The organism is Hungatella sp. SL.1.14, from assembly GCF_024460495.1.
Lineage (GTDB): Bacteria > Bacillota > Clostridia > Lachnospirales > Lachnospiraceae > Hungatella > Hungatella hathewayi.
Genome location: NZ_JANFYJ010000003.1, coordinates 69,214 through 96,171 on the forward strand (window position 1 = coordinate 69,214; position 26,958 = coordinate 96,171).

Genomic DNA, 26,958 nt, shown 5'->3' on the forward strand with positions numbered 1-26,958 from the left:
TGCCAATACTTGTTACTATCAAACGAATATCAAAAACAAGCAGGTGAAAGTGAGGAAACAAGCATGAGCAGGCATTACCTTGTGTATTCCCTGTCAGATCCCTCGAAGGCACAGCGGATTGTCAGCGAGATCGGAAAAGTGGCAGGGGTGAAAATGGTGAATATCTCTGAGGACTTAAGAGAGTTAAAGATTGATGCGGAGGCGGCAGAGTTCAGCACGGTCATGGACCGGGTGGTAAACATCTGCAGTAAGGTATCCTACGGCTGCGAAGTGAAATACAAATTCACGTAAAATTCGTGAAAGGTGGTATAAGCGATATATGGGCTTATACCACCTTTTTTTGAAAAAATTAAATAAAAATTTAATAATATTAAGCCCATATCCTGAAGCCTTCAGGCTCGTGTCAGATCCTATATAAGGAATAGACGAAAATGCAAAAGAAATATTACAAAATTTAGTAAAATCATATTGACAAAACTTAATTACTGGTGTATATTTTAGATATAATTTAATTACTAATTAAATAAAAATTCAATAGTGTTTAACAAGGAGGAGAATCGTGAAAAGGAAATTAACAACAGTTCTTACAGTTGCCCTGGCGGCGGGGATGATGATGACGGGGTGCGGCAGTTCGAATTCAGGTACAGAGACAAAGGAAAGCGCAGCGACTGCGGCGGCAGATTCCACCGCAGCAGATACTACAGCAGCAACGGAAGCGGCAAAGAGCGGAGAGGTGACCACCATTCGTTTCTATGGCTCTGATTCCGAGTATAATCAGAATATCGTGGCAGGATTCCAGGCAGAGAATCCGGACATTAAGGTAGAGATCGTTCCGGTAGACTTTGATAACGCGGAGCAGGTCATCAAGACAGGTATTGCCTCCGGCGATCCGGTAGACGTAAGCTTCTTCTGGGGCAGCCAGATCAATGCGTTTACAGAGGACAACATGGCGTATGACTTAACTCCATATTTAACAGAGAACAACAACGAGTGGAAGGATATCTTCGTTCCGGCTTACATAGATGCGGGTATGGTGGATGGAAAGTATTACGCAGTCAGCTACCAGCCGGTTATTGAGACAATCTTCTATAATAAAGATTTATTTACCCAGTATAACGTAGAGCTTCCGACTACCTGGGACGAGATGGTGGAAGCATGTAAGGTGTTCAAGGATAACGGCGTGTACGGTATCGGCAACTGGAACGGCCAGAACCATCAGCTTCTTCAGTTCGCCTATCAGTATATGGCCAACGACGGAATCCTGGAAGAGTTTGTTTCCGGCAAAGGCGATTTTACACAGTGTGAAGGCTTAAAGAAATGTCTTGAGAACTGGAAGAGCGTATACGATGCAGGATACTGGTATCCGGGCGAGGGCGCGTTAACCTCCACGAAGGATCAGACACAGGCCGCATGGTATCAGGGAAAGGTTGCCATGATGTTTGACGCAGGCTCCAACGCAGGCGAATATACGAAGAACAGTGAATTTGAAGTTGGAATCCTTCCGTTCCCGTACGTAGCAGAAGGCGGAAAATACGCTCTGAACACAGTAACAAACGCACTGTTTATTCCGGCCAATGCAAAGCATCCGGAGGAAGCGGTAAGATTCATGAAGTATTATACAAGTGATGCAGGAATTGAAGAGATCATTAAGAGCGGAAGACTGCCTGCTACCATTTCCATGCAGGATAAGGTTGACAGCCAGATCTTAAAAGACCTTCTTGCCACAACTGTAGGCGACAACGTAGTGGGTTACAAGCAGATGCAGGGACTTTCTTCTGAGATCAATTCCTTCCTTCAGAATGATATGATCGGCATGGTCTGCAGCGGCACCAGTGTGGAAGACACACTGCAGCAGCTGGAAGATTTAAGGCAGGGAACCGTGAAAGGCGAATAAGGAAGAAGCAGGAAACATGCGCTGAGAGGGGAGTGCTGGCGGCGCTCCCCCTTTTCCTTACATAGAGGTAAAAAATATGCAGAAATCAAAGAGAAAAATGAGCAGTATCGAGAAAAAGTATATGGTTGCGGGATTTGCGTTCCTGATGCCCGCCATCGTCATCTATCTTATATTTGCCGTCATTCCTTTTTTTGACAGCTTTATCCTGTCATTCCAGGAGTGGAGCGGTTTCGGGCCGAGAAGCTTTCTTGGTTTCAAGAATTATATCTCCGCATTCCGCGATAAAACGTTTCTTATGGCCATCAGAAACAGCGTTTATCTCGGTGTGACATCGGCCTTTTTCAGCGTCATCATCGGTGTCCTGATGGCATGGCTGCTGCTTTATGTGGGGAAAAAATGGGGCGGTTTTTTCCGGACGATTCTATTCTCCCCGAGTATGATTCCGGCGGTTATCACAGCGCTGATCTTCGCGTTCGTGTATGAACCGGAAATCGGTATTTTAAATAATATTCTGGGGGCTGTCGGCCTGGAAAATTTACAGCACGCGTGGCTGACCAACAAGGGAACCGCGTTAAACTGTATTCTGTTCGTTTCGGCGTGGAAACAGGTGGGGCTTACCATGGTACTCTGTTTCGCCGGTATGCAGGGAATCGACAACTCGCTGATTGAGTCTGCCAGACTGGATGGGGCAACCGATTTCCAGATATTCAAGAAGATTATTCTGCCGTTGATTATGGCGTTTGTTCAGTTGTCAACAATCTTTGCGGTTATGAGCGGATTGAAGATTTACGATACGGTTGTGGCTTTGACCAACGGCGGTCCGGCCAAGGCGACCACGGTTATGCCGTTATGGATTCTTCAGAACTCTTTCTCATTTAACAATTACGGCTACGGTTCCGCGATGAGTATGATCTTCGTGCTGATCGTGCTGATCGGCATGATTCTGGTCAAGAAGCTGATAAAAGGAGGTAACGATGAGCGATAGAATGTTCAGTATGAATAAAGGTATGAAGGTGCTGGCCTACGCAGTGCTGGGCGCTTATACAATCGTGGTTGCCTACCCGATTTTATTCATGTTCTTTACTTCATTTAAGTCTAATAAAGAGTTCTTCGTGAACTTATTCGGTCTTCCGCAGAATGTGGAGATCATGAACTACGCGAAGGCGTGGAGTGTGGGAAAGCTGGGAACGTATTTTGGAAACAGTGTGTTCGTAACCGTCGTGTCTGTTGCGGTTACCACCATCGTTTCGCTGCTGGGCGGGTATGCTCTGGCTAAATTATATATTCCGAAGGCGAATATGATCATGGATGCATTTATGGTGTTCAATTTCATTCCGGGAATTGCCATTTACATTTCACTCTATTCCATGATGAGCAAGATGCATTTGACCGGAGGAAGAGCCAGCCTGATTTTACCGTATATTGCGTGGCAGATTCCATTTTCCATGTATATCATCAAGCAGTATTTTGAGACGATTCCGGAGGAATTGATCGAGAGCGGTCGTATCGACGGTTGTACGGAGTTTGAGGCGTTTTTCCATATCATGCTTCCGCTTGTGAAGCCGGCGATCGCTACCATTATCGTATTTACCTTTATCGGAAACTGGGGCGAACTGATGTGGGCCAATATTACGACGGCTTCCAACGCATTGATTAAGACGCTTCCTGTGGGACTTTTAAATTTTAAGACTGAGATGGGCGTTGAATGGGGGCAGTATACGGCCGGTATCTGTATGGTCACGCTGCCGCTGATGCTGGTGTTCGGTTATTTCCAGAAGTACTTTGTGTCCGGTCTGACGAATGGGGCCGTGAAGGGGTAACAGGGCTGCCGGAGCTAAACGGCTGAAAACTGCTGAATGGAAATTACCGAAGACGAATAACAGAATAAGGAAGGTGATTCGGATGAGATACACAGATTATAAGTTTCATGTGCCGGAAGAGAAGATTGTACGGCTGATCGTAGATACGGATGCCAAAAACGAGGCGGATGACCAGTTTGCCATTGTCCAGGCTCTGTTAAGTCCCAAATTTGAGAATGTGGGAATGGTGGCGGCCCATTATGGAACGAGACACGCAGATTCCATGGAACGCAGTTACCGGGAGCTGGAGGTTATCTTTGACAAGATGCATTTCCCGAAGGAAGGCATGATTTACCACGGTGCGCCTCATGCAATACCGGATAAGACGACTCCGGTCGTCAGCGAGGGTGCAGAGCTGATTGTGAGAGAGGCCATGAAGGAGGATGACCGGCCGCTGTTTGCCATTTTCCTGGGGCCGCTTACGGATCTTGCAAGCGCCCTTCTCATGGAGCCGCGGATTGCTGCCCGAATGACAGCGATCTGGATCGGCGGCGGAAGATATCCGGCCGGGGGTCCTGAGTTCAATCTGGGAAATGATATCCATGCGGCCAATGTGGTCTTCCAGAGTAAAATGGAGATCTGGCAGGTTCCGAAGAATGTCTACGAGATGATGCCGCTGTCACTGGCGGAACTGGAGTATAAGGTGGCCCCTTATGGAGAGATCGGTGAGTATTTACTGCAGCAGCTCGATGAGCACGCACAGGAGGAAGGGCCGAGAAACAGCGCATTCCGTACCGGCGAGACCTGGGTGGTCGGGGACAGTCCGGCCGTGGGGCTTCTGTTATATGAACACCGGTTCGAGTTTGACTGGTTAGAGGCTCCGCTGGTGACGGAGGATATGGCTTACATTCATACGAAGCTGAACAGGCCGATCCGTATTTACCATTCCATTGACAGCCGGTTGATTTTGGATGATTTCTTTGCGAAGCTGGCGTTGTTTCATGAGAAGCATCCGAAAGGGCTTATTTAGAGAAGTAAACCTTATTAGACGAAAGACCTCCGGATGATCTGTTTGGAGAATAATAAAATCCACTATCAATGCATGGTAGTGGATTTTATTAAATTTAAGGCAGCCGTTCAGACTCCGCTTCCGGTTACTGCTGCGGCTTACCTGTTTTTTAATTCTGTCATAAGTTTATGAAACCGTCTGTTTTCACTCCACTGCGGAAAGTGGCACGACTCTTCAAACCAGAAGAATTGTTTGTCCGTCTCGATGGTGTCAAAATATTCTTTTGCCAATTCCGATGAGACATGCATGTCATGTCTTCCTTCTATCAATACAACCGGTACTTTGTATATGGTTTTTTCCTCAAAATTGATCCCCATGAGCTCCGGCCATAAGCGTTCAATGGACTGGAGACTCCCCTTCTGCCTGCGGATTAAATCCGGTATCGAGTAATAGCGGGAAAACAGGAAGGGGATAATCAGATCATTATAATTGTTTCTTCCATAAAGCGAGCCTCCGTGTTTCACAACCTGTCCCGTCACGAAAAGCAGATCGTCCAGCCAGTTTTCTCCGGTATAGGTGCAGTCTGTGTGCTTCAGCCGTTCCAATGCCCTGGGGCCGGCGTGGGCTGCCGCAAAATCATAGGAAAGGCGGCAGGATTTTTTCATGTTTACGACCTGGCCGCAGCCGATATAAGCGTGCAGCATCTCCGGGTGGTCTGCGGCGTAGGTGAGCCCCAGCACACTTCCCCAGGAATGGCCCAGCAGAAAAAGCTTTTTTTGATGAAAGCGGTCGGTGAGAAGCATGATCAGGGAGTGAAGATCCTGCAGAAACGTGTCGATTGTGATGATGCTGTCCCCAAAATCGTAATAGGATTTTCCGGCTCCGCGCTGTTCCCATACAGCCACCGTGAAATGGCTTTCCAGCTCGCGGTTATATTTTAAGACCAGTGGAAGCGCGGCATCCCCGGGACCTCCGTGAAGATAAAGCAGAAGAGGCAGTCCGGCCTCTTCTGCCCGTATGGATACGTACTGCAATACTCCGTTAATGGGAAGTTTTAATTGTTCGTTGATCTGCATGGTTCCTCCGGTATGGCTGTATCAAACTGCGCACGCCACTGCTGCTGAATTTGCTGTTGGTTTCCTTATACTTTAAGTGCTGGGGGAGGGAATGTCAATATAAACTTGCGGAGATCCAAAAAGCCGCCCTCCGGAACTTCCGGGGACGGCTGATTTAATCAGTATTTATTTCGGTATTCAACTCTCTGTCCTGTTCTGCGCCTATTCCCGAACACTCTTCCTCTCGTGGAGCTTCACGGAAACCTCCGTCTTAATCATCACCTTCGTCTCTCCGCCAATCTTCTGTAAAAGCCGTAAGACTGCCAGTTCACCGAGGCGCTTTTTAGGAACCTCCATGGTGGTGAGGGGCGGCTCGAGGAAATCGCAGATGGGAGTGTCATCAAAGCCGATGATGGAGATATCTTCCGGTATCCGGTATCCGAATTCCTTGAATGCCCGCATGGCGCCGGCGGCGATTAAGTCATTGTCAGCAAAGTAGGCCGGGGCGACCGGCGTTTTTTCGCGAAGAAGTTCCGCCATATCGGTGTACGCGCCCTCCATGGAAGGGGTGAGTCTGTGGACGTAGGGATGGCCTGTGGGCAGGTTGTGATGGCGCAGCGCCTTGTAATATCCATCTGCCCGCTCTTCGAAATTGCCGATGGGGTAGGAGGAGCGCAGATAACCGACGTCTTTCAGCCCTTTTTCGATCAGATAGTTGGCCGCCAGATATGCGCCCTGCACATTATTAATCAGAACCGAGTCACAGGCAAGCTCTTCAAAATACGTATCCAGAACAACCATGGGAACCTTCAGCCTGGTAAACGGCTGGAAGTATTCCACACCCATCTCTGTACCCAGCAGGATAATCCCCTGACAGTTTTTCTCGGAAAGCTCCTGTATCTGAGAACTGATATCCTTGTGCTCATAAAAATAGGTAATCTGGAGTTCGTAGCCTTTCCCCTTGCAGGCCTGTTCGATGCCTTCGGTCAGCAGGGAAAAGAACGGCGTGTCCGCGACGACAGTTCCGTGCTTTTTATAAATAACATATAGGATACTGCCTTTTTCTTCGCCTGCATCCCATTTCTTTGAAAAATCGTATCCGTATTCTCTGGCAGCCTCCAGGACGAGATTCCTGGTCTTTTCGCTGATTCCAGGTTTGCGGTTTAATACCATGGAAACTGTAGCGGCTGATATATTTAACTTCTGAGCCAGCTCTTTTGCTGATATTGACATACTTGGCCCTCCTGATCCTTTTCATTCCGGTTCATGATCGAAAATCTTCTTTATATATATGATTTAATCATACAGGAATTCATTGAATTCGTCAATAGATAGTTCATACAATATTTAAAAAAATTAAGTTGAATTCAATTGACATTTCAAATGAAATTTAATATAATTAAGTTAATAATAAAGATATAATTTAATACAATTTAATTGCAGTTTAAGAGGAGGAAGCATATGGTATCGATCAAACTGGGGTTTGCACCTACACGAAGAAGTATTTTCAGCGCACCGGATGCACTGAAATTTGCAGGATTAACGAAGAAACGCCTGGAAGAGCTGGGAGTAGAATTTGTAAGTCTGGACGGGATCAATGAAGAGGGACTTTTATATGACGACAATGATCTGGAGGCCGTTGTAAAGCGTTTTGAGGAAGCCGGGGTAGACGGGCTGTTTCTGCCTCACTGTAATTTTGGAACGGAATACGTCTGTGCAAGGCTTGCAAAGCGTTTAAACGTGCCGGTGCTTTTATGGGGGCCGAGAGACGAGCGGCCGGATGAGAACGGAATCCGCTTAAGAGACAGCCAGTGCGGTTTATTTGCCACCGGAAAGGTTCTTCGCAGATTTCAGGTTCCGTTTACCTATTTAACAAACTGCCGTCTGGAAGATAAAGAATTCGAGAACGGCATTCGTAATTTCCTGGCGGTCTGCAACGTGGTAAAGGTATTCCGCCATACGAGAATTCTTCAGATCGGGCCCAGACCGTTTGACTTCTGGTCTACCATGTGCAACGAAGGCGAGCTGCTGGAGAAGTTTAACATTCAGCTGTCTCCGGTTCCGATTCCGGAGCTGACGTCTGAGATGAAGCGGGCGAAGGCGGAAGGCGCGGAGGTACAGGCCGTGATGGAGTACTGCAAAAGCAGTATGTGCGTGAAGATCAATGAGGAACAGCTGGAAAATGTGGCTGCCTTAAAGGTCGCCATGAAGCGTCTGGCCGGAAAGTACGGCTGCAATGCGATTGCCATCCAGTGCTGGAATGCCCTTCAGGGAGAAATCGGGATCATGCCGTGTGCGGCCAATTCTTTATTAAATGAGGAAGGAATTCCTGTAGTCTGTGAGACGGACATTCACGGAGCCGTCACGGCTGTTATGGCTGAAGCGGCCGGTATGGATGAGGCGAGAACCTTCTTTGCGGACTGGACGGTGCGCCATCCGGACAATGAAAACGGCGAGCTGCTTCAGCACTGCGGCCCGTGGCCGGTTTCCGTGGCAAAAGAAAAACCAGCCATCGGTTATCCTCTGGCCTTCGACTATCCGGGAGCAGTGGAAGCGGAAGCAAAGCACGGGGATATGACGCTGTGCCGGTTTGACGGAGACAATGGGGAGTATTCTCTGCTTCTGGGGCATGCGAAAGGCGTGGAAGGGCCGTATACCAAGGGCACGTATGTGTGGGTCGAGGTGGAAGATTTAAAACGGCTGGAAAACAAGCTGGTCTGCGGGCCGTACATCCACCACTGCGTGGGGATTCATAAGGATGTGGTGCCGGTGCTCTATGAAGCGTGTAAATACATAGGGGTTGCCCCGGATTTGTATGACCCCATTGAGGAAGAGGTAAAAGCGGCCATATACAGCCCATCCGGAAAATAGAGCGGAACGTTTGGCGAGACATGGAGAATGGATTACGCACGCAGGCGGCCCGAAAGGCGTTGGCCGGTGCTCATAGCGAGGAGAACAGGCAATGAATGAAGAGTTAAAAGCGCTGGCGTATGCGCTTCGTAAAAATGTGCTGGACATGGTATACCGGGCAAAGACCGGTCATATCGGCGGAGATTTCAGCGTGATGGAAATTCTGACCAGCCTATACATGAAGGAAATGAATATCAGCCCCGAAAATCAGGACGATCCGGACCGCGATTACTTTGTAATGAGCAAGGGCCATTCCGTAGAAGCTTACTACTCGGTTCTGGCTGCAAAAGGATTTCTGGATATCGGGGATGTCATTCAGAATTTTTCCAAATTCGGTTCCGGATATATCGGCCATCCCAACAATAAACTGCCCGGAATCGAGATGAATTCCGGTTCCTTAGGACACGGGCTTCCGGTCTGTGTGGGCATAGCAAAGGCGTGCAGAATGGATGCACGCCCCAGCCGTGTCTATACGGTTATGGGGGACGGAGAACTGGCGGAAGGGTCTGTCTGGGAGGGCGTAATGGCTGCGTCCCAGTATAAACTGGATAATCTCTGTGCGGTTGTAGACAGAAACAGACTGCAGATATCCGGCTCCACGGAGGACGTGATGCACCACGACGATCTAGCTGCCCGCTTTGCGGCGTTTGGCTGGAATGCACTCAGCGTGCCGGGCAATGATATTGACGCCCTGCTGGAGGCGTTTGAACAGGCAAAGAAAACGAAAGGCTGTCCGACCGTTGTGATTGCCAATACAACGAAGGGCTGTGGCGTATCATTTATGGAGAACCGTGCGGAATGGCATCATAAGGTGCCGGATGAGGCACAGTATCAGGCGGCTGTCAGAGAACTGAGCCAACGGGAAGCCGGTGAACACTCGCGGAGTGCTCATAACAAGGAGGTTTTACGTGATGAATAAAATACCAAACAGACAGGTGATCTGTGATGTTTTGATGGAACGGGCCGGGAGCGACAGGGATATCGTGGTCCTGTGCAGTGACTCCAGAGGCAGCGCCTCCATGACGCCGTTTGCGGAAACGTATCCGGAGCAGTTTGTGGAAACCGGGATTGCGGAACAGAACTTAGTCAGCATATCCGCCGGTATGGCGAAGGCGGGAAAGAAGCCTTACGCGGCATCTCCGGCCTGCTTCTTAAGTACGAGAAGCTATGAACAGGCCAAGGTGGATGTGGCCTACTCCAACACAAATGTGAAGCTGATAGGAATCAGCGGAGGAATCAGCTACGGGGCCCTGGGAATGAGCCATCATTCGGCCCAGGATTTTGCGGCCATGTGCGCGATTCCGAACATGAGGGTCTACGTGCCAAGCGACCGCCATCAGACGAGAAAACTGATGGAAGCACTGGTTCAGGATGAGAAACCCGCCTATATCCGTGTCGGCAGAAATCCGGTGGAAGATATCTACGAAGAAGGCCGGGTACCGTTCGAGATGGACCGCGCGACGGCTGTCTGCGAGGGAACAGATATCGCCATAATAGCCTGTGGTGAGATGGTGCGTCCTGCGAAACAGGCGGCAGAGCTTTTGAAGAAGCACGGAATTTCAGCCTCTGTTCTTGATATGTACTGTTTAAAGCCGCTGGATGAGAAGGCTGTCATTGCGGCGGCAGAAGGAGTGCGGGCTGTGATTACGGTGGAGGAGCATGTGCCGTTCGGCGGTCTTGGTTCCATGGTCAGCCAGGTGCTTGGCAGGAACTGCCCGAGAAAAATGGGCATACTTGCCTTACCGGATGCACCGGTGATTACAGGTACCTCAAAGGAAGTATTCGACTATTACGGCCTGAACGCAGAAGGAATTGCGGCAAAGGCGATGGAGCTGTTGGCATGAAGCAGAACTATATCATAGGAATCGACCAGAGCACCCAGGGGACGAAGGCAATGCTGTTTGACGGAAACGGAATTCTGTTATGCCGTGCGGACAAAAACCATGCCCAGCTGGTCGATGAACGGGGCTGGGTGGAGCACAATCCGGAAGAAATCTATCAGAATACACTTCTGGTGGTAAAAGAACTGATGAAAAAAAGCGGTGTGGACACCAGCGCAGTCGCCTGTGTGGGAATCAGTAATCAGAGAGAAACGGCCATGGCGTGGAACCGGAGCACCGGAAAGCCTGTGTATAACGCGATTGTCTGGCAGTGCGCCAGAGGAGAGGAGATCTGTAAGCGGATCACACAGTTAAATCCCGGCGCGGGCGAAGAGGTGAGAAGAAGAACGGGCCTTAGACTGTCCCCGTACTTTTCTGCCGCAAAGCTGGCCTGGATTCTGGAGCATGTAAAAGAAGCTGCAAGTCTGGCCGCCAGAGGAGAACTCTGCTGTGGAACGATGGACAGTTATCTGGTATACCGGCTGACGAAAGGGCGGGAGTTCCGAACGGATTATTCCAATGCCTCCAGAACCCAGCTGTTTCATATCCGTGAGTTAGCCTGGGATGAAACCCTCTGCGGGATATTTGGGATTCCGAGCGCCTGCCTGCCCGACGTAACCGATTCGGATGGATTTTTCGGAATGACGGATTTCGAGGGGATTTTGCCGGGAGAGGTGCCGATCCATGGCGTGATGGGGGATTCCCACGGCGCGCTGTTCGGACAGGGCTGCCTTTCGAAGGGGATGATGAAGACTACATACGGAACCGGTTCTTCGATTATGATGAATATCGGGGAAGCGCCCATTTTTTCAGACCTGGGAATTGTGACCTCGCTGGCGTGGAAGACAGGCGGCCGGGTCCAGTACGTACTGGAAGGGAACATCAATTATACGGGAGCCGTGATTACCTGGTTGAAAGACCAGCTGGGGCTGCTTGCGAGTGCGGGAGAGTCGGAAGAACTGGCGAAAAGAGCCAATCCGGCGGATCATACCTATCTGGTTCCGGCATTTTCAGGGCTGGGAGCACCGTACTGGCGCAGCGATGTGTCGGCGGCCTTTATAAGTATGAGCCGGACCACCGGCCGGGCGGAGCTGGTAAAAGCGGGACTCTGCAGCATTGCCTATCAGATCGCGGATATTGTGGAACTGATGAAGGAGGCCTCCGGAATCCATGAGGTAGAACTGCGGGTAGACGGAGGTCCTACAAAAAACAGCTTCCTCATGCAGTTTCAGAGTGATATACTTAACAGCAGGATCAGGGTGCCGGAGGTAGAAGAACTGTCCGGGCTGGGAGCCGCCTATGCGGCCGGGCTGGGAGCCGGTATCTATGACGAATCCCTGTTTGGAAACTTAAGAAGTAGGGAGTACGTACCTGCAATGGGGCCGGAAGAACGGGAAGAAAAGCTGAAAGGATGGACGGCGGCTGTAAAAATGGTGCTGGCCTCCGGAGAAGGAGATCAATCATGTTGGAGATCGTAAAAGTCTTAATGGATTATGAGAAGGACCCGGTGGGCGTAGAAGAAATGCCTCAGTTTAGCTGGAAACTGAAGTCGGATAAGCGGAACGTGGTTCAGAGCGCATACCGCCTTCAGATTGCAGAAAACAGGGATTTTCAAACGCCTGTCTATGACAGCGGAAGGGTCGAAAGCAGTGAATCTGCCCACGTCCGCCCGGCAGGGACAAAAGGGGACTCTGCCGCAATTCTCAAATCAGCAGTCAGGTATTACGTCCGGGTCCGCGTATGGACGGAGGAAGAGGAAAGCGGCTGGTGCTGCGGCGAATTTGTGACAGCACTGCTTGACAACGGGGAGTGGAAGGCGCCGTTTGTATCTGCGGAATCCGCACCGGCCTGCAGGGAGGAGTCCAGGGGCACTCTCGTAAGAGGGGATTTTTCCGTTGGAAAAGGCCTGACTGAGGCGTATGCTTTTACTACCGCGCTGGGGCTATATCAATTTTACTTAAATGGAAGCAAGGTGGGAACGGATGAGATGACACCCGGATGGACCTCCTACCGCAGGCATTTGCTTTATCAGACATACGATGTAACCGGCTGCCTGAAAGAGGGCATCAATACGGCGGGCGCGATGGTTGGGGCCGGCTGGTATAAAGGCGTCATGGGGCTTACGAGATCCCGCAATAACTATGGGGACCAGACGGCATTTGCCATGCAGATGGTGTTAAGATACGATGATGGCCGGGAAGAGGTGATCCGTACCGGAGAGGACTGGAAGGGTGCGGATGCACCTGTTGTATTTTCGGAGATATACCACGGAGAAACGTATGACGCCGCCCTGGAGATCCCGGGATGGTGCGGCGGTGAAGAGGCGGGAGAGGACCGGGCGTGTGAAACAGGGCGCGGCGAAGACCCGGAGACCTGGCATAGGACGGAGATCGTTCCGTTCGACGCTTCCGTCCTCCATGCGCAGGGAGGAGCAAGAGTAACGGTCATCGACAGGATTCCGGCAAAAGAAGTATTTGTCACTCCGAAAGGAGAGACGGTCATTGATTTCGGCCAGAATATGGCCGGCAGAATCTGTGTGACCGGATGCGGCAGGAAGGGCGATGTGATCGAGCTGCGGTGCTTTGAAATTCTGGACGCTGAAGGAAATGTCTATCTGGACAACCTCCGGAAGGCAAAAACGACCATGAAGTATGTGTTCGGGAAAGATGGGGAGATTACATATCATCCGTACTTTACCTATATGGGATTCCGTTACGCCCTTATAATCTCTTATCCGGGCACTCCGACTGCCGAAGCGTTTACAGCGGAAACCCTTCATTCGGAAATGGCGCCGGCGGGAGAAATCACCTGTTCCAACCCGCTGTTAAACCAGCTTCACCACAATTACCTGTGGGGCTTAAAAGGCAATTTCCTGGATGTTCCCACCGACTGTCCGCAGCGGGACGAGCGTCTTGGCTGGACGGGAGACGCCCAGATTTTCTGCCGGACAGCGTGTTATCTGATGGATACGTATACCTTTTATAAGAAATGGCTGTGGGATTTAAAGGCAGACCAGACTCCGGAAGGCGGAGTGCCCCACGTAATCCCCAATATCGAGGAGGAACATGCGGAGGGGAACTGGCTGTTAAAGCAGGGACCGCATTCCGCCTCGGCCTGGGCAGACGCGGCGGTGATCATTCCCTGGACCATGTATCTGATGTACGGCGATACGGCGATACTGGAGCGTCAGTATGACAGTATGAAGCGGTGGATTGGATTTATGAAGGAGCATTCGGAGGACTACATCTGGAATTACAGGCTCCAGCTGGGCGACTGGGTTGCGCTTGACGCCGAGGAGGGAAGCTTTTTCGGAGCCACACCTACCGATTTGACCTCCACCGCCTATTTTGCCTATTCCACCGGCTTATTTGCTAAAATTGCGGCCATATTAAAGAAAGAGGAAGCGGCGGAATACGAAGAGTTATATGGCCATATCGTGAAGAAATTCCAGGACACCTTTTTCCATGAAGACGGAACGATGACGGCTCAGACACAGACGGCCCACATCGTGGCCCTTTTCTTCGGACTGGTGCCGGAGGGGAAGAAGGAGACGGTTACCGATGGCCTGAAACGGCTTCTGGAGAAAGAAAACGGCCATCTTGTGACCGGTTTTATCGGAACCCCGTATTTCTGCCATGCATTGAGTCAGAATGGCTGTCTGAAAGAGGCGTATGACCTGCTCCTGAAGGAAGATTACCCTTCCTGGCTGTATCAGGTAAAAATGGGAGCCACCACGATCTGGGAACACTGGGACGGCATCAAACCGGATGGAACCATGTGGAGCCCGGGGATGAATTCTTTTAACCATTATGCTTACGGCGCCATCGGTGAATGGATGTACCGCGTCATGGCGGGAATTGATACGGATGAAGCAGAGGAGGGAGCCGGATTCCGGCACCTGGTGATCTGGCCGCGCATGGGCGGAGGACTGAGCTATACGGATGCCGTTCATGAGACGGTATATGGTCCGGTCCGCGTCCGTTGGGAGGCAGAGGGCAGCAGGATTTCGCTGCTTGCAGAAATCCCGGCCAACACCAGTGCATCCATACGCCTCGACCGTGCAGTTCGTGTGGAGGAAGCCGATGGACTGGAATTTCGGGCTATGGAAGGATTCATGGAGGCCAATACCGGTTCGGGGAGGTATCGGATTGTATTCGAACAGCAGATGACAGATTAAAATATAATTTATCATGATGCGCAGTATTCTGATATAAAATGACGCCTGGCTGTCCATACTATCCCTGAGGTGATAAGATGGAGAAAGAGAGTCATGAACTTGAAAAAGAGGTTGCAAAGGAAGTTGATACCTTTAATAACCACTGGGAAACCGGCCATTTTCTGGGACCCAACACACTGAGGTATGAAGAGAACAGGGAAGTTTATGAGGAAAAAGACAGCGAATAGCTGTCTTTTTCCTGTTCTAACATTTATCCAGGCAGCACATGGATAAGGGAAGCGGGAACCAGTTGATCCGGGATTCCAGACTCAGACGGTTTCTCATATCGTGGCGGTCAGGTGAAAAGAAGAGACGCGCTGCTTCTGTGCTGGACAGCTGCCAGGAGGTATAGGCTAAAGAATATCCGGTTCTATCCGTTTGATATAGGTTTCCAGTGAATTACGGTCAATAAGCGCCGGAATAACACCCTGCCGTGACACACAGAAACCGGCTGCGTAGGTAGCGATCTTGGCCGCTTTTGCAATCGTATGTCCGGAAGACAGATAGACGGCGAGAGCTGCAATGAAAGCGTCTGCCGCACCGGTTGTGTCAACCGGCGTAAAATCCGCAGCCGGAAGATAACCTGTAAATTCAGGGGCCTTGATGTAGCAGCCGGAATGCCCCAGGGTAATGATAACGGTCTTCGCTCCTTTTTTTAAGAAAGCCTCGGCTTTTCCCTCAATATCCGGAACTCCAGGACAGAGAAGTTCGGCTTCTTTCCTGTTTGGAACGAAAATATCAATGAGTTCCATGAGGGAATCACTGATGCGGTTCATGGCAGCCGGTTTTAAAATGTTGCAGACACCATGGCTGCGGGCCAGGAGAGCTGCCGTTTTTATGGCTTCTTCAGGAACTTCTGTCTGAAGAAGACAGTAACCGGCGTTTTCAAAAAGTTTGCCATAGGGAGTGATATCGGATGGCATCAGGTGCTGGTTTGCTCCGGTCAGGATGGTGATCATACTTTCGCCGTCATTCTGTACATGAATGTAGGCCTTGCCCGTTTCTGAATGGGGATCACGGCGGATACCCTGTACATCCACATGATTTTCCTCCATGCATGCGTAGACGATGGTGGAGTCGTAATCATTACCAACCTTTCCTATGAGGGATACTTCATTGCCGAGCTTTGCAGCCCCAACAGCCTGATTGGCCCCCTTCCCTCCCGGTATTACGGAGTGTTTGCTTGTGCTGACTGTTCTTCCTGGCTGGGGCAGTTCATCTACATTCAGAGTAACATCGATATTGATGCTGCCTACGACGATGATTTTCTTTGCATGGGAAGAAAATGGAACATCGATACTGCTGGTGTTTTCCAATGGATAGGCGGTGGAAAATACGGTAGCGGACGGTCCTTTCTTTTCGCATTTCTCAATGAGGCGTTCGCAGACAAAGGAACCGAATTCATAGTAGGGTATCTTGATGCTGGAGATTTCAGGAAAGGTCAGATTTTCTCTTACATCATCCCGGAGGCTTATGAGCGATAAATCGTAGGGAACCAGAAACTGGATTTTTGCCAGCTGCTTCATCAGAATCAGAGAGGAGGCATAGTGGGTACTGACAATTCCGGTTGGAGTGTGGGACAGCATGGCATTATACCAGTCATCTTTTTCCACAGGAAGATTCATCGTGTCGTAAAACGGGATGCCATGATCAAACAGACATTTTTTAAAACCGTCAAAGACCATGGCGGAACGGGCGCTGTCCTGTTTGGTGAGACATCCCAGTTTTGAATGGCCGTGGCGGATCAGGATCTGAGCTGCTTCATATCCCATCTGCGCGAAATCAATGGAGTAGGAGGCTGGATCATCGGGTCCATTGATGCGGCAGGTTTCGATGCCCTGCTCATTAAAATAACGCTCGTATTCCAGGCTTAGGTGACTGACCGGCTCCCAGATGACGCCATCAACGTTGTTCTTGCATAAAGATGTGATATTTTTTAATTCAACAGAAGTACTCTCTGCGCTGTCATATAAAAGAATGCTGTAACCGTTTTTTTGCGCGGCGAGGATGATTCCGTTTAAAAACAGGTTTGTTTTTGGCGTTGATTTTAACAGTACGCCAAGAATAAACGTTTTGGCCTCAGAAGTGTTTTTTGCAGTGCCATAGGGCGTATAATTATAATCTTTGACAATTTTTAATACTCTGTTTCTTGTCTCGACATTGATGTTCTCGTCTTTATTATTAACAATTTTGGATACGGTTGATATAGATACGCCGGCCAACTGGGCAATTTCCTTGATCGTCATGAAGCTCCCTCTCAGTCATTTACAATATTTGCCTTTTTCTGGCAATGATTTATCTCTATTATGGTATAGAAGATAAGCTTTGTCAATGTTAAAGTAAAAATGTGATATACAAAATATACAAGAAAACTATTTACAAAAATATTTTTGTAAAATAAAATGCATAAAAAGTATTGACAAGATAAAAAAGTATGATAATATAAAACTAAGAAAAAGATTTAGGAAAACATTTTCCTTGGCAAAATGACTTAAAAAGGAGGAAGAGATGAGTAAAGGCATATTGGTAGTGGGAAGCCTGAATATGGATATGTCTGTAAACCTTGAAAAAATTCCGACAGTCGGTGAAACGGTCCTTGGAAATGACTTGTCTTACAGAGCTGGAGGCAAAGGAGCGAACCAGGCGTGTGCTGCCGGCCTGCTGGGAGGAGAAGTAAGGATGCTGGGATGCGTTGGGAAGGATGAATTTGGTGAAAAACAGATAGAAAATCTAAAAAAGGCAGGGGTTGACACATCTTATTTGAAAAAAAGTGACGATCAGCCTACAGGAACTGCGGTTATCTGTGTGGATTCCCATGGTGATAATAATATTGTTGTGATTCCCGGCGCTAATAAAGAATGTGACGCGGAATATTTGAAGAGACAGAGAGAATTGTTTGAGTGGTGCGATTATGTTGTGCTTCAGATGGAGATTCCGTATGATTCCGTACTTTGTGCAGCGATGATGGCTAAGGAAGCGGGGAAGACGGTGATTCTCAATCCGGCCCCGGCGCCTGATGAACTGCCGGAGGAATTGTGCCGGAACGTTGATTATCTTACACCCAATGAAACAGAGCTGATGAAATTAAGCGGCGTGACAGACTGCAGCGTAAGCAGTATGAAAAAAGGAGCCATGATACTTTTGGAAAAAGGAGCGGGGTGCGTTATTGTTACACTGGGTGAGAAAGGAGCGCTTCTCGTTAAAAAAGGTGAGGAGTGTCTGTACCCTGCCAAAAAGGTTAAGGCGGTTGATACGACTGCAGCAGGAGACTGCTTTAACGGAGCGTTTGCGGCCGCGCTTGCGGAAGGAATGGAGGAAGGTGCCGCGCTGGGATTTGCTAATGCAGCTTCGGCTATTGCCGTGACGAGAAAAGGAGCACAGGAATCACTGCCTGCAAGAGAAGAATTGAAGGATTATCTGGGGGATGTGCTGGCGGTTTAAAAAAGAGGAGGATTTAATCATGGAGAAAGTGATACTCGATGTTGATACTGGAACGGATGATGCGATTGCCATTATGACTGCCCTGCAGTCACCGGAACTGGAGGTTATGGGCATTTGTTCGGTAAACGGTAACCGCGGTATTGAATTTACCACGGAAAATACTCTGCGGGTAGTAGAGTATATGGGGGCGTGCGATGTACCGGTACATAAAGGCTGCTCGCTTCCGATGGTGGTGTCGTTGACGCCGGGACGCAGGAAGGAAATCCCATATACGGGGCCGGAGGATCCGGAAGATAACGTTCATGGAGATTATGTGGAGCTGCCGCCGGCGACGATCAGTGCGGCGCCGGGGAATGCGGTGTCATGGCTGGTGGATACCCTGATGAAATCTGCTGGGGATATTACCCTGATACCAGTAGGGCCGCTTACAAATATAGCGATGGCACTCAGGATAGAACCAGCCATCGCTGCTAAGATTAAGCGGATCGTCCTGATGGGCGGAGGCTGCAGGGAGGTGAATATTACTCCTACCTCAGAATTTAATTTCTGGATTGATCCGGAGGCGGCAAAGATTGTAATTGACAGCGGCTGCGATATCACGATTGTGCCTCTGGACGCAACACATGCGGCCGCGGTTTCTATTGAGGACGCAAAAGAGTTAAGACGCATGGGAACAAAAGCTTCTGTTGTCTCTGCCGACATTATTGAACGGCGGTGGAGCGCTTATAAGAACTGGCAGCCGATGGATGATATCAATACAGTGCCGGTTCATGACGCGCTCGCTGTATGCGCGGTAATTAATCCGGCAGTTTTGAAAAATGTGGTCTCTGTTCATGTTGATGTGGATATAAATGGGGGTGCTTCCGATGGACAGTGTATCTGCGATGTCGGAAAGAGAAATAAGAGGGATGTCCCTAATGCAAAGGTTGCGTTGGGAGCGGATAAAGAGCTTTTTGCAGCGATGCTTAAGGAAATCCTTGGAAAATAGTAAATGTATTGAGATAAAATAATGATTGGAGGAAAAAACATGAAAAAATTAATGAAGGTAACAGCGTTACTTATGGCGGCGGCTATGACGCTTACTGCTTGCGGTGGGAAGACAACGAGTACAGAGACAGGCAAAGACACAACGCCGGCTAAGACGGAAAGCCAGGCGGAAGGCCAGACTGAGGCTGCAAAAGAAACAAAGAAGATGAGAGTGGCTTATGTGACGGCAGGTGCGCAGGGAGATAATGGTTTTACAGATTCTGTGGTACGGGGCATGAACCGGATTAAAGATGATTTTGGCGCTGAAATTACGGTGATAGAGAATAATAATGATGCGGCAAAATATGCAGAGTCCATGGAGGCCTGTTTCCAGTGGCAGCCTGATGTGGTGTTTGCAGACGCATATGGATTTGAGGAATTGTTTGCACAATATGCAGATCAGTATCCTGACGTTACGATGGTAAATCTGGACTTTGTCATCGAAAATTCCAATAAGACAGTCAGCAGCTATACCTTTATCAGCGAAGAAGGTGCGTTCCTGGCTGGTGTGCTTGCTGCGAAAGTGACAACCAGCGATCTGCCTTATGCAAATCCGGAGAAAACGGTTGGATTCGTAGGAGGACAGGAAATAACGGTAATCAAAGGCTTTTTGTCTGGATTTAAACAGGGAGTTGAATTTGTAGATCCGGAGATCAAAGTTCTTGTTTCTTATGTAGGGGATTTCTTTGATCCTGTAAAAGGCAAGACAGCAACGAAACAGCTGTATGCACAGGGGGCGGATATTGTATTCCAGGCGGCAGGAACCTCCGGAAATGGGGCTCTTGAAGCGGCAAATGAAGAACAGAAGTATGTGATTGGTGTAGATTCTAATCAGAACGGTTTATATCCGGGACATGTTGTTGCCTCCGTAATCAAGGATCTGGATGGAGCGGTTTATGATACCTTTTCGAAGATAGAGGACGGAACATTTGAAAAGGGTACGGTCTATTCGAAAGGTGCAGGCCCTTCCGGCGTTTATCTTGCAATTGACGAATACTCCAAAGAGATTCTGACTCCTGAAATGATCACGGAGATCAATGCGGTACAGGATGATATCGTAGATGGAAAGGTGACCGTAGAACGCTATACAGAGTAATTAATACAGAATAGATTTGTGAAAGGGGTATGGGCACTGTGGCTGATTCTTATATTGAGATGAGGAATATTGTTAAAGTGTATCCGCCGAATAATGTGGCTTTAAAGGATGTAAGCGTGGATATTACTCTGGGGGAGATTCATTCGATTATCGGAGAAAATGGCGCAGGAAAGTCAACTCTGATGAAGGTTTTGTTCGGGATGGAAAAATTGAATGAAGGGGAAATCGCAATAAATGGAAGCAAAACCGCCATTGGTTCTCCTAAAGAAGCCGTTGCAAAAGGAATTGGCATGGTGCATCAGGAATTCATGCTGATTGGCGAATATACAGTTTTGGAAAATGTTGTGCTGGGGAATGAACCTACGAAGAATGGACTGCTCAATCTGTCTGCAGCGAGAAAAAAGCTGGAGAAGATTATGACTGATTTTAAGTTTGATATTCCTCTGGATGAAAAAGTTAAAAATATCTCGATCGCGGCACAACAGAAAATTGAAATTATAAAATTGCTTTACCGTGATGTAGAAACATTGATTCTTGATGAGCCAACCGCAGTGCTGGCTCCTCAGGAGGTGGATGAACTTTTTGGACTTCTGGACCGGATCAAGTCGGAGGGCTGTACGATTCTGTTTATCAGTCATAAGCTGGATGAGGTACTGCGTATTTCTGACCGCATTACAGTTATGCGAGCTGGAAGACTGATATGGACCAGAAAGAATGAGGGACTTACAAAGGCTGATTTGGCCAGTGCCATGGTAGGAAGGGAAGTCATGCTTACCATAGATAAGAAAGCTGCAAAACCGGGAACAGCTGTACTGCAGATTGAAGATCTGGCGGTTGAAAATCCGGGGATACCAGGGAAGATGGATTTAGACCACGTTTCCATGACGGTTCATAAGGGAGAGATTGTCGGTGTTGCAGGTGTGGAGGGGAATGGCCAGTATGAGATGGTTCAGGCGGTAATGGGACTGATGGAATCGAAAGGCAGAGTACTGCTGGAGGGGAAAGATATTTCGAAAATGGATGTCCATGGAAGAAGACGTCTCATAGCCTATGTACCCCAGGACCGGAAGATCAGCGGTAGTTCTCTGGAAGACAGTATTGAAACAAATGTTATGATGACACATCACTACGTCAGTGACCGGCTGGTAGGAAAAACACGCCTTCTGGACAAAAAGAAATGTCGCCAGCTGTCAAACCAGATTATCAGTCAATATCAGGTGAGCTGCCAGGGCCCCCGAATGCCGATTGGCGCATTATCGGGAGGAAACCAGCAGAAGGTAATTGTCGGACGGGAGTTTGAACTTGACAGTTCTCTCCTGGTAGTTGACCAGCCGGTACGCGGCCTGGATGTCGGGTCGATCGAATACATACACCGAAAAATTGTTGATAAGCGGGACGAGGGCGAGGCAGTGCTTCTGGTCTCTGCAGACCTTGATGAGCTGTTTAATTTATCTGACCGTATAGTGGTTATGCACAAGGGAAAGATCGCTGCGGAGAAGCTGGCGTCGGAAACGACCAGAGAAGAGATCGGCGAATACATGCTGGGGGTGAAGAGTGACTGAAATGGAACAGAATAAGACGAATGTAAGCTTTGCGAAAAGGATTACTGCATCGCCGGAAGTGAAAAAGGGGTTTACGGTATTTCTCGGAGTAGTGACGGCGATTGTAATCGGTATGCTGATGCTGGCGTCTCAGGGATATTCCCCCATGGAAAGCTATGCAAGCATTTTGAAATACAGTTTATCCACGAGCGTGGGAATTTCCAATACAATTAACCGGGCAGTATTTTTGCTGATAGCGGGGGCATCGGCGTCGATTGCCCTTGGCTCGGGAGCCTCAAATCTTGGTCAGTTTGGCCAGCTTCTTATGGGGGCTATGGCGGCAACACTGATCGGGCTGTATGTACCGCTTCCTTCCTGGCTTTTGATTCCGCTTATGATAATTGGCGGGATGGCAGCGGGAGCGCTTTATGCGGGTCTTGCAGCACTCGGACGCCAGCGCTTTGGAATGAATGAATTTATTATAACGTTAATGCTTAATTTTATTGCAGATTATTTTACCAGATATTTGATTACAAATCCATTAAAGGATCCAGGGGCATCCTGGCCTGCCAGCCCGGTTGTGCCGGGAGGTGCGATTTTACCGGCGATGGGAAAGATAGACTGTGCTGCATTTATTATGATTGCCGTTTACATCATTGCAGTGTTCTATATGAAAAAAAGCCGAACAGGGTATGAAATGCGGATCATGGGGAAAAACGGGCTTTTTGCCCGGGTTGGCGGGTGCAAAACCGACAAAAATTTTATGAAGGTGATGTTAAGCAGCGGCGCTCTGGCAGGGCTGGTAGGAGTCATGATGATAATGGGAGCCAGCCAGCAGCATCGTTTCCTGGGCGGCCTTGGGCAGAGTTATGCTGATGACGGCCTCATGATATCCATCGTGTCTGGCAACCAGGTCACGGGTGTGTTTATCTATGCAATTATATTCTCGATTTTCCAGTCGGGATCTACGGGGATGCAGCTGGATACCGGAGTACCATCAGAATTCACAAAGATGCTTATCGCAATTACAGTTCTGTCGGTTGTGGCATTCCGTTCCTATTCCGGAATCTTTTTGGATAAGCTGGCTGCATTCAAGAAAACACGCAGTTTACATAAGGGGGTGAATCAGAGTGAATCTGTTCGTTGAAATTCTAAAATCGGCCTTACCGGCCATGATACCGGCGCTGCTTGCTGCTCTTGGAGGACTGTTTACCTGGCATGCTAACGTATTTAACATTTCTATGGAAGGGATGCTGCTGGTCAGCGCGTTTACTTCCGTTGTGGGATCGTACATGTTCGAATCCTGGGCTATGGGACTTTTGTTCGGAATTCTGGGAAGTATGTTGATTTCCCTGTTATTTGCTTTTTTTGTATTAAAGATGAAAACGGGTGAATTTATCACAGGTATTGCAATTAATACGTTTGTGCTCGGGGCGACAACCTATTTCCTGCGGCAGCTCTTTCAGGTAAAGGGATCTTTAATCAGCCCGAGAATTGAAGCGCTTCCGCGATGGAATATTCCGTTCGTTAAAGACATTCCTGTGCTGGGACAGATTGTCAGCGGCCATGCGTTTCCTCTTTATATTACCCTGATTGTTATTGTTCCCCTTGTGTACATATTGATTTATAAGACGTCTTTCGGCCTCAGGCTCAGGGCTTCGGGATTTGATGCGAAGGTAATTGACTCGGTGGGAATCAAATCTGAACTTCTGAAGTTTATTTCTATTTTAATATGCGGTTTTCTGTGCGGTATAGGAGGTACGTTCCTGTCCCTGGGAATTATGAGAATGTTTACAGAGAACATGTCCAATGGACGTGGCTGGATCAGCCTGGCTATCATTATTCTCTCGAAGGGGCACCCGGTCAAAGTTCTGGTTACCTGTCTGATTTTTGGCATGATGGAGGGCATTGGCCTTACGCTGCAGCAGGTTAGTATACCGAATCAAATTACGGATATGCTTCCTTATATTGCAGTCCTGGTTGCACTTTTTATCAACAGCCGAAACTGGAAAAAGGGAAGCAGCGCAGGTATGGAAATGTCGATTTAATGAATGCTTCTGCTGTGCGCCTTATGCTATCCGGTAAATACTGATGAGTCAGATTTACCGGATAGTTTCGCTTTGCATGAAAGAATTATGAGAAAAGAAGAAAACAGTTGACGCCACCTGATAAATATTATATATTATTGATAAATATATTTATCAACTAACCATTGGGAGGGATAACATTGAAAGTAAAAGTGAAAGACATTGCAAAAGCGGCAGGGGTATCGCCTACCACGGTGTCGCTGGTTTTGAATAACCGCCCTTCCAGAATTGCGGAGGACACGAAGGAGCACATTCTCCGTGTCGCCAGAGAAATGCAGTTTCAGAAGGAATCGGAGATTGACTTTTCGGAATTCAAGAAGGTGAAGACGCTTGGCATGGTGGTGCCGGATGTGATGAGTTCCTTCTATCACAGGCTGGCGGAGGAGACGTCGAGACATGCGTTTTACCAGGAATACACGGTCTTTCAGTGTTATACGAATGATGATATCCAGTGCTTTTATATGGCAATCGAAGGGCTGATGGCCAAGAATGTGGATGGGATACTTGTCATACCGCCCAGAACGATGGATAAAGAGAATGTAAAATTGTTAAAATCCCTTCAGAAAAGCGGAGTCCCCATGGTACTGCTGGACCGGGCCGCCTATGCGGTTTTCTGCGATTTCGTGACGGCGGATAATAAACACGGCGGCCGGATTGCCGCAGAGTACTTAATAAAACACGGCCATACCAGAATCGGCTGTCTCGTCGGTGAGATGAATGTCTATACTTCCAGAAAGCGGGTGGAAGGGTACCGCGAAGCGCTGGCTGCAGCAAAGATCCCTTTTGACAAGGATCTTGTGTATTATGGAAATTATGACATAGAGTCAGGGCGGGCCGGGATGGAGGTTCTGTGGGAGAAGGGCGTCACCGCAGTGGTTGCCGGAAATGATCTGATGGCTTACGGTGTCTATCTCTTTGCAAAGGAACACCGGCTTTCCATACCCGGCGACCTGTCTGTGATCGGCTACGATAACACGGAATTGTGCGGCCTCATGGATGTGCCCCTGACAAGCGTGGACCAGAATACGGATACAATGGCCTCCAAGGCGGTTGAAGTTCTGCTGCGCAGAATCGAGGCGCCGGCCTCTGATGAACCGGAGCCGGCCAGAAACTATTATTTCACACCGTTTGTGGTGGAGCGTGATTCGGTGGGAAGATTAAAATAAACAGATAAGATAAATAAAAAGATAAATAAAAGATAAATATCATACATCATAAAGGCGGAAAACGAAGAATACAGCATCGTTTTCCGCCTTTATTTTTTTTGGAATTTTTCATTTGAGAATTAAATGTGAAAACTAGGATGAAAATAAAGAATGTGATTTAACTTGCGTTTATCTGAGTGTATTTGGCTTATTTGCACAAAAAATATAAATAAAAGACTGATAAATAAGAATAAAACACGAATTAGAATCCATATAAATATGAAAATTCTGAATTTATTTTTCGTATTGACAAAAGTAGATAAAATGATATAATGAAATTACACAAATATTTATCATAAATTTATCAAAAGTCGACGGGTATCGTGAAAAAATCAGTGAAAAAGGAGAGAAAAGGAAATGAAAAAAAGACTTTTTGCAGCAGCTTTATCAGCGGCTATGGTAGGAACTCTTTTATCGGGGTGCAGCATATCTACCACCAGCACACCGGAGAGTGATGCATCGGGGGTAACAGCTGCAGGAGAGACAGCTTCGGCGGCCCAGGAGACGACAGCAGGCCAGGACTTAAAAGGGCGTGAGGAGATTACCCTGTGGTTCTGGGGAGCGGAGCCATACGCGCAGGAAGCGATGCAGCGGATTCTTGCAGATAAGTATAACAGTTCTCAGGATCAGTATAAGCTGTCGATTGAATTCAGACCTTCCGTTGATACGGATATGTCAACCGCTCTGGCGGCAAATCAGGGACCAGATATTGTATACGGTTCCGGCCCGTCTTTCGTTATGCCGCTTGTGGAGGCAGGCAAACTGGAGCCGTTGGATGAATACTCGGAAAAATATGGCTGGAGTGACCGGATTCTGAAACCTTTCTATGAATCAGGCACCGTAAACGGCAAACTGTACAGTTTAATCAGCGGGGTCAGCACGATGGGAGTCTTTTATAATAAGAAAGTACTTGCTGATAACGGCTGGGAAGTACCGAAGACCATCGGGGACATGGAAAAGATTATGGATGATGCCCTTGCAAAAGGACTATACGCTTCTGTCACGGGAAACAAAGGCTGGAAACCGGTAAATGAAAACTATGCTTCCGTATTTTTAACTCACGTTGCAGGGCCTGAGACCATGTACAAGTGTCTGACCGGAGAAGAAAAATGGAATAATCCGAATGTGACCGCGGCCATTGATAAGTCAAAAGAATGGTGGGATAAAGGATATCTCGCAGGCGATGATTATGTGAATTTGAATTTCAGCGAATCACTGCAGCTGTTGTCTGATGAAAAAGCGCCGTTCTTTGTTGGACCGTCAATCGCGTTCCAGTGGGCAGCCTCCTTCTTTACCGGGGATAAGACGGAAAATATTGCGTTTATTCCATTCCCTTCCACAGAAACCGTTCCTAACGAAACGTATACTCTGGGTGCTTCCTGCACGCTTTCCATCAATGCAAATGTGAGCCAGGAACATAAGGATGAAGCGGCCAAAATTATTGATATGATGTTCCAGCCGGAATTTATGCAGGAGATGACAGCTGCATGGCCGGGATACTGGGGAACGCCCCTGAAAGATTTATCCACGATTGACACCAGTCAGATGGGATACTTATCACAGTCTTTTGTTGATGTGGTAAAGAATATTTCAGCTGCAGTAGATAAAGGAAATTTCGGTTACTATGATAATGTATTCTTCCCGGCCTCCACTCAGCAGAGCATGGTGAATATTGAGGATGTCTGGTACGATACGGTATCGGTAAACGATTATCTGGATAAGGTAGACAAGGATTTTGCGGAAGCACTGGCTAAGGGCCTTGTACCTCCGATTCCAAAACCGGCAATGAACTGATAAAC

At 48.3% G+C, this 26,958-nt stretch carries 22 protein-coding genes; 19 read left to right on the forward strand and 3 right to left on the reverse strand.

Translation table 11 applies throughout. The features are described 5' to 3' along the window. Positions 1 to 63: 63 nt before the first annotated feature. The 5 genes from NE473_RS04255 (at position 64) to NE473_RS04275 (ending at position 4,723) form a co-directional block, all read left to right on the forward strand. Positions 64 to 291 carry a hypothetical protein gene (locus NE473_RS04255; RefSeq protein WP_055649272.1) on the forward strand — a complete coding sequence of 76 codons (228 nt, stop codon included), beginning with the start codon at positions 64 to 66 and terminating at the stop codon, positions 289 to 291. A 268-nt stretch (positions 292 to 559) separates the two neighbouring features. Next, entirely contained in the window at positions 560 to 1,894 is a 1,335-nt protein-coding gene (locus NE473_RS04260; protein ID WP_055649273.1) for an ABC transporter substrate-binding protein, read from the forward strand. 76 nt (positions 1,895 to 1,970) lie between these two features. After that, on the forward strand, positions 1,971 to 2,879 hold the full coding sequence (locus tag NE473_RS04265; protein WP_006774472.1) for a carbohydrate ABC transporter permease: 909 nt from the start codon (positions 1,971 to 1,973) through the stop codon (positions 2,877 to 2,879). Next, complete coding sequence (locus tag NE473_RS04270) at positions 2,869 to 3,714, forward strand: carbohydrate ABC transporter permease (RefSeq protein ID WP_006774471.1); 846 nt, start codon at positions 2,869 to 2,871, stop codon at positions 3,712 to 3,714. Before NE473_RS04265 ends, NE473_RS04270 begins: the two co-directional genes overlap by 11 nt. An 82-nt stretch (positions 3,715 to 3,796) precedes the next feature. After that, on the forward strand, positions 3,797 to 4,723 hold the full coding sequence (locus NE473_RS04275) for a nucleoside hydrolase (protein WP_055649274.1): 927 nt from the start codon (positions 3,797 to 3,799) through the stop codon (positions 4,721 to 4,723). 137 nt (positions 4,724 to 4,860) lie between these two features. Here NE473_RS04275 and NE473_RS04280 read toward each other — a convergent pair whose 3' ends face one another. Together NE473_RS04280 and NE473_RS04285 are read right to left on the reverse strand one after the other, a co-directional pair. Beyond that, positions 4,861 to 5,778 carry an alpha/beta fold hydrolase gene (locus NE473_RS04280; RefSeq protein ID WP_055649275.1) on the reverse strand — a complete coding sequence of 306 codons (918 nt, stop codon included), beginning with the start codon at positions 5,776 to 5,778 and terminating at the stop codon, positions 4,861 to 4,863. Positions 5,779 to 5,979: 201 nt separating this feature from the next. After that, positions 5,980 to 6,990 carry a LacI family DNA-binding transcriptional regulator gene (locus NE473_RS04285; RefSeq protein ID WP_006774468.1) on the reverse strand — a complete coding sequence of 337 codons (1,011 nt, stop codon included), beginning with the start codon at positions 6,988 to 6,990 and terminating at the stop codon, positions 5,980 to 5,982. Positions 6,991 to 7,218: 228 nt separating this feature from the next. On the opposite strand from NE473_RS04285, the gene NE473_RS04290 reads away from it, so the two are divergent. The 6 genes from NE473_RS04290 (at position 7,219) to NE473_RS04315 (ending at position 14,951) form a co-directional block, all read left to right on the forward strand. Beyond that, a complete protein-coding gene (locus NE473_RS04290) occupies positions 7,219 to 8,628 on the forward strand; it encodes an L-fucose/L-arabinose isomerase family protein (RefSeq protein ID WP_006774467.1) in 1,410 nt (469 codons plus the stop codon). Positions 8,629 to 8,719: 91 nt separating this feature from the next. After that, positions 8,720 to 9,586, forward strand: coding sequence for a transketolase (locus NE473_RS04295; RefSeq protein WP_055649276.1), 867 nt, complete (start codon positions 8,720 to 8,722; stop codon positions 9,584 to 9,586). Continuing rightward, positions 9,579 to 10,511, forward strand: coding sequence for a transketolase family protein (locus tag NE473_RS04300; protein WP_055649277.1), 933 nt, complete (start codon positions 9,579 to 9,581; stop codon positions 10,509 to 10,511). The genes NE473_RS04295 and NE473_RS04300 overlap by 8 nt, the downstream gene beginning before the upstream one ends. Then, positions 10,508 to 12,025 carry an FGGY-family carbohydrate kinase gene (locus NE473_RS04305; protein WP_055649278.1) on the forward strand — a complete coding sequence of 506 codons (1,518 nt, stop codon included), beginning with the start codon at positions 10,508 to 10,510 and terminating at the stop codon, positions 12,023 to 12,025. Before NE473_RS04300 ends, NE473_RS04305 begins: the two co-directional genes overlap by 4 nt. Beyond that, positions 12,010 to 14,724 carry a family 78 glycoside hydrolase catalytic domain gene (locus NE473_RS04310; protein WP_055649279.1) on the forward strand — a complete coding sequence of 905 codons (2,715 nt, stop codon included), beginning with the start codon at positions 12,010 to 12,012 and terminating at the stop codon, positions 14,722 to 14,724. Before NE473_RS04305 ends, NE473_RS04310 begins: the two co-directional genes overlap by 16 nt. A 77-nt stretch (positions 14,725 to 14,801) precedes the next feature. Next, on the forward strand, positions 14,802 to 14,951 hold the full coding sequence (locus NE473_RS04315; protein WP_172682236.1) for a hypothetical protein: 150 nt from the start codon (positions 14,802 to 14,804) through the stop codon (positions 14,949 to 14,951). 165 nt (positions 14,952 to 15,116) lie between these two features. Here NE473_RS04315 and NE473_RS04320 read toward each other — a convergent pair whose 3' ends face one another. Beyond that, a complete protein-coding gene (locus NE473_RS04320; RefSeq protein WP_055649280.1) occupies positions 15,117 to 17,009 on the reverse strand; it encodes a PfkB family carbohydrate kinase in 1,893 nt (630 codons plus the stop codon). 262 nt (positions 17,010 to 17,271) lie between these two features. Here NE473_RS04320 and rbsK point away from each other — a divergent pair, with 262 nt between their 5' ends. The 8 genes from rbsK (at position 17,272) to NE473_RS04360 (ending at position 26,953) form a co-directional block, all read left to right on the forward strand. After that, positions 17,272 to 18,204 (forward strand): ribokinase, encoded by a 933-nt coding sequence (gene rbsK, locus NE473_RS04325; protein ID WP_055649281.1) that lies wholly within the window; start codon positions 17,272 to 17,274, stop codon positions 18,202 to 18,204. 19 nt (positions 18,205 to 18,223) lie between these two features. Beyond that, positions 18,224 to 19,192 (forward strand): nucleoside hydrolase, encoded by a 969-nt coding sequence (locus NE473_RS04330; protein ID WP_055649282.1) that lies wholly within the window; start codon positions 18,224 to 18,226, stop codon positions 19,190 to 19,192. A gap of 39 nt (positions 19,193 to 19,231) precedes the next feature. Then, positions 19,232 to 20,326, forward strand: a complete 1,095-nt coding sequence (locus NE473_RS04335) for a BMP family ABC transporter substrate-binding protein (protein ID WP_050797768.1) — start codon at positions 19,232 to 19,234, stop codon at positions 20,324 to 20,326. A gap of 38 nt (positions 20,327 to 20,364) precedes the next feature. Further along, complete coding sequence (locus NE473_RS04340) at positions 20,365 to 21,888, forward strand: ABC transporter ATP-binding protein (protein ID WP_039891269.1); 1,524 nt, start codon at positions 20,365 to 20,367, stop codon at positions 21,886 to 21,888. Between the two features lies 1 nt (position 21,889). Then, positions 21,890 to 23,014, forward strand: coding sequence for an ABC transporter permease (locus NE473_RS04345; protein ID WP_055649283.1), 1,125 nt, complete (start codon positions 21,890 to 21,892; stop codon positions 23,012 to 23,014). Beyond that, positions 22,998 to 23,915 (forward strand): ABC transporter permease, encoded by a 918-nt coding sequence (locus tag NE473_RS04350; protein ID WP_055649284.1) that lies wholly within the window; start codon positions 22,998 to 23,000, stop codon positions 23,913 to 23,915. The genes NE473_RS04345 and NE473_RS04350 overlap by 17 nt, the downstream gene beginning before the upstream one ends. 179 nt (positions 23,916 to 24,094) lie before the next feature. Then, on the forward strand, positions 24,095 to 25,120 hold the full coding sequence (locus NE473_RS04355; RefSeq protein WP_243138588.1) for a LacI family DNA-binding transcriptional regulator: 1,026 nt from the start codon (positions 24,095 to 24,097) through the stop codon (positions 25,118 to 25,120). A 396-nt stretch (positions 25,121 to 25,516) separates the two neighbouring features. Continuing rightward, positions 25,517 to 26,953, forward strand: a complete 1,437-nt coding sequence (locus NE473_RS04360) for an ABC transporter substrate-binding protein (RefSeq protein ID WP_055649286.1) — start codon at positions 25,517 to 25,519, stop codon at positions 26,951 to 26,953. Positions 26,954 to 26,958 lie beyond the last annotated feature (5 nt).

Coding starts and splice junctions, on each gene's coding strand:
- NE473_RS04255 (WP_055649272.1), top strand. CDS start 64: ATGAGCAGGCATTACCTTGTGTATTCCCTGTCAGATCCCTCGAAGGCA.
- NE473_RS04265 (WP_006774472.1), top strand. CDS start 1,971: ATGCAGAAATCAAAGAGAAAAATGAGCAGTATCGAGAAAAAGTATATG.
- NE473_RS04270 (WP_006774471.1), top strand. CDS start 2,869: ATGAGCGATAGAATGTTCAGTATGAATAAAGGTATGAAGGTGCTGGCC.
- NE473_RS04275 (WP_055649274.1), top strand. CDS start 3,797: ATGAGATACACAGATTATAAGTTTCATGTGCCGGAAGAGAAGATTGTA.
- NE473_RS04280 (WP_055649275.1), bottom strand. CDS start 5,778: ATGCAGATCAACGAACAATTAAAACTTCCCATTAACGGAGTATTGCAG.
- NE473_RS04285 (WP_006774468.1), bottom strand. CDS start 6,990: ATGTCAATATCAGCAAAAGAGCTGGCTCAGAAGTTAAATATATCAGCC.
- NE473_RS04290 (WP_006774467.1), top strand. CDS start 7,219: ATGGTATCGATCAAACTGGGGTTTGCACCTACACGAAGAAGTATTTTC.
- NE473_RS04295 (WP_055649276.1), top strand. CDS start 8,720: ATGAATGAAGAGTTAAAAGCGCTGGCGTATGCGCTTCGTAAAAATGTG.
- NE473_RS04300 (WP_055649277.1), top strand. CDS start 9,579: ATGAATAAAATACCAAACAGACAGGTGATCTGTGATGTTTTGATGGAA.
- NE473_RS04305 (WP_055649278.1), top strand. CDS start 10,508: ATGAAGCAGAACTATATCATAGGAATCGACCAGAGCACCCAGGGGACG.
- NE473_RS04310 (WP_055649279.1), top strand. CDS start 12,010: ATGTTGGAGATCGTAAAAGTCTTAATGGATTATGAGAAGGACCCGGTG.
- NE473_RS04315 (WP_172682236.1), top strand. CDS start 14,802: ATGGAGAAAGAGAGTCATGAACTTGAAAAAGAGGTTGCAAAGGAAGTT.
- NE473_RS04320 (WP_055649280.1), bottom strand. CDS start 17,009: ATGACGATCAAGGAAATTGCCCAGTTGGCCGGCGTATCTATATCAACC.
- rbsK (WP_055649281.1), top strand. CDS start 17,272: ATGAGTAAAGGCATATTGGTAGTGGGAAGCCTGAATATGGATATGTCT.
- NE473_RS04330 (WP_055649282.1), top strand. CDS start 18,224: ATGGAGAAAGTGATACTCGATGTTGATACTGGAACGGATGATGCGATT.
- NE473_RS04335 (WP_050797768.1), top strand. CDS start 19,232: ATGAAAAAATTAATGAAGGTAACAGCGTTACTTATGGCGGCGGCTATG.
- NE473_RS04345 (WP_055649283.1), top strand. CDS start 21,890: ATGGAACAGAATAAGACGAATGTAAGCTTTGCGAAAAGGATTACTGCA.
- NE473_RS04360 (WP_055649286.1), top strand. CDS start 25,517: ATGAAAAAAAGACTTTTTGCAGCAGCTTTATCAGCGGCTATGGTAGGA.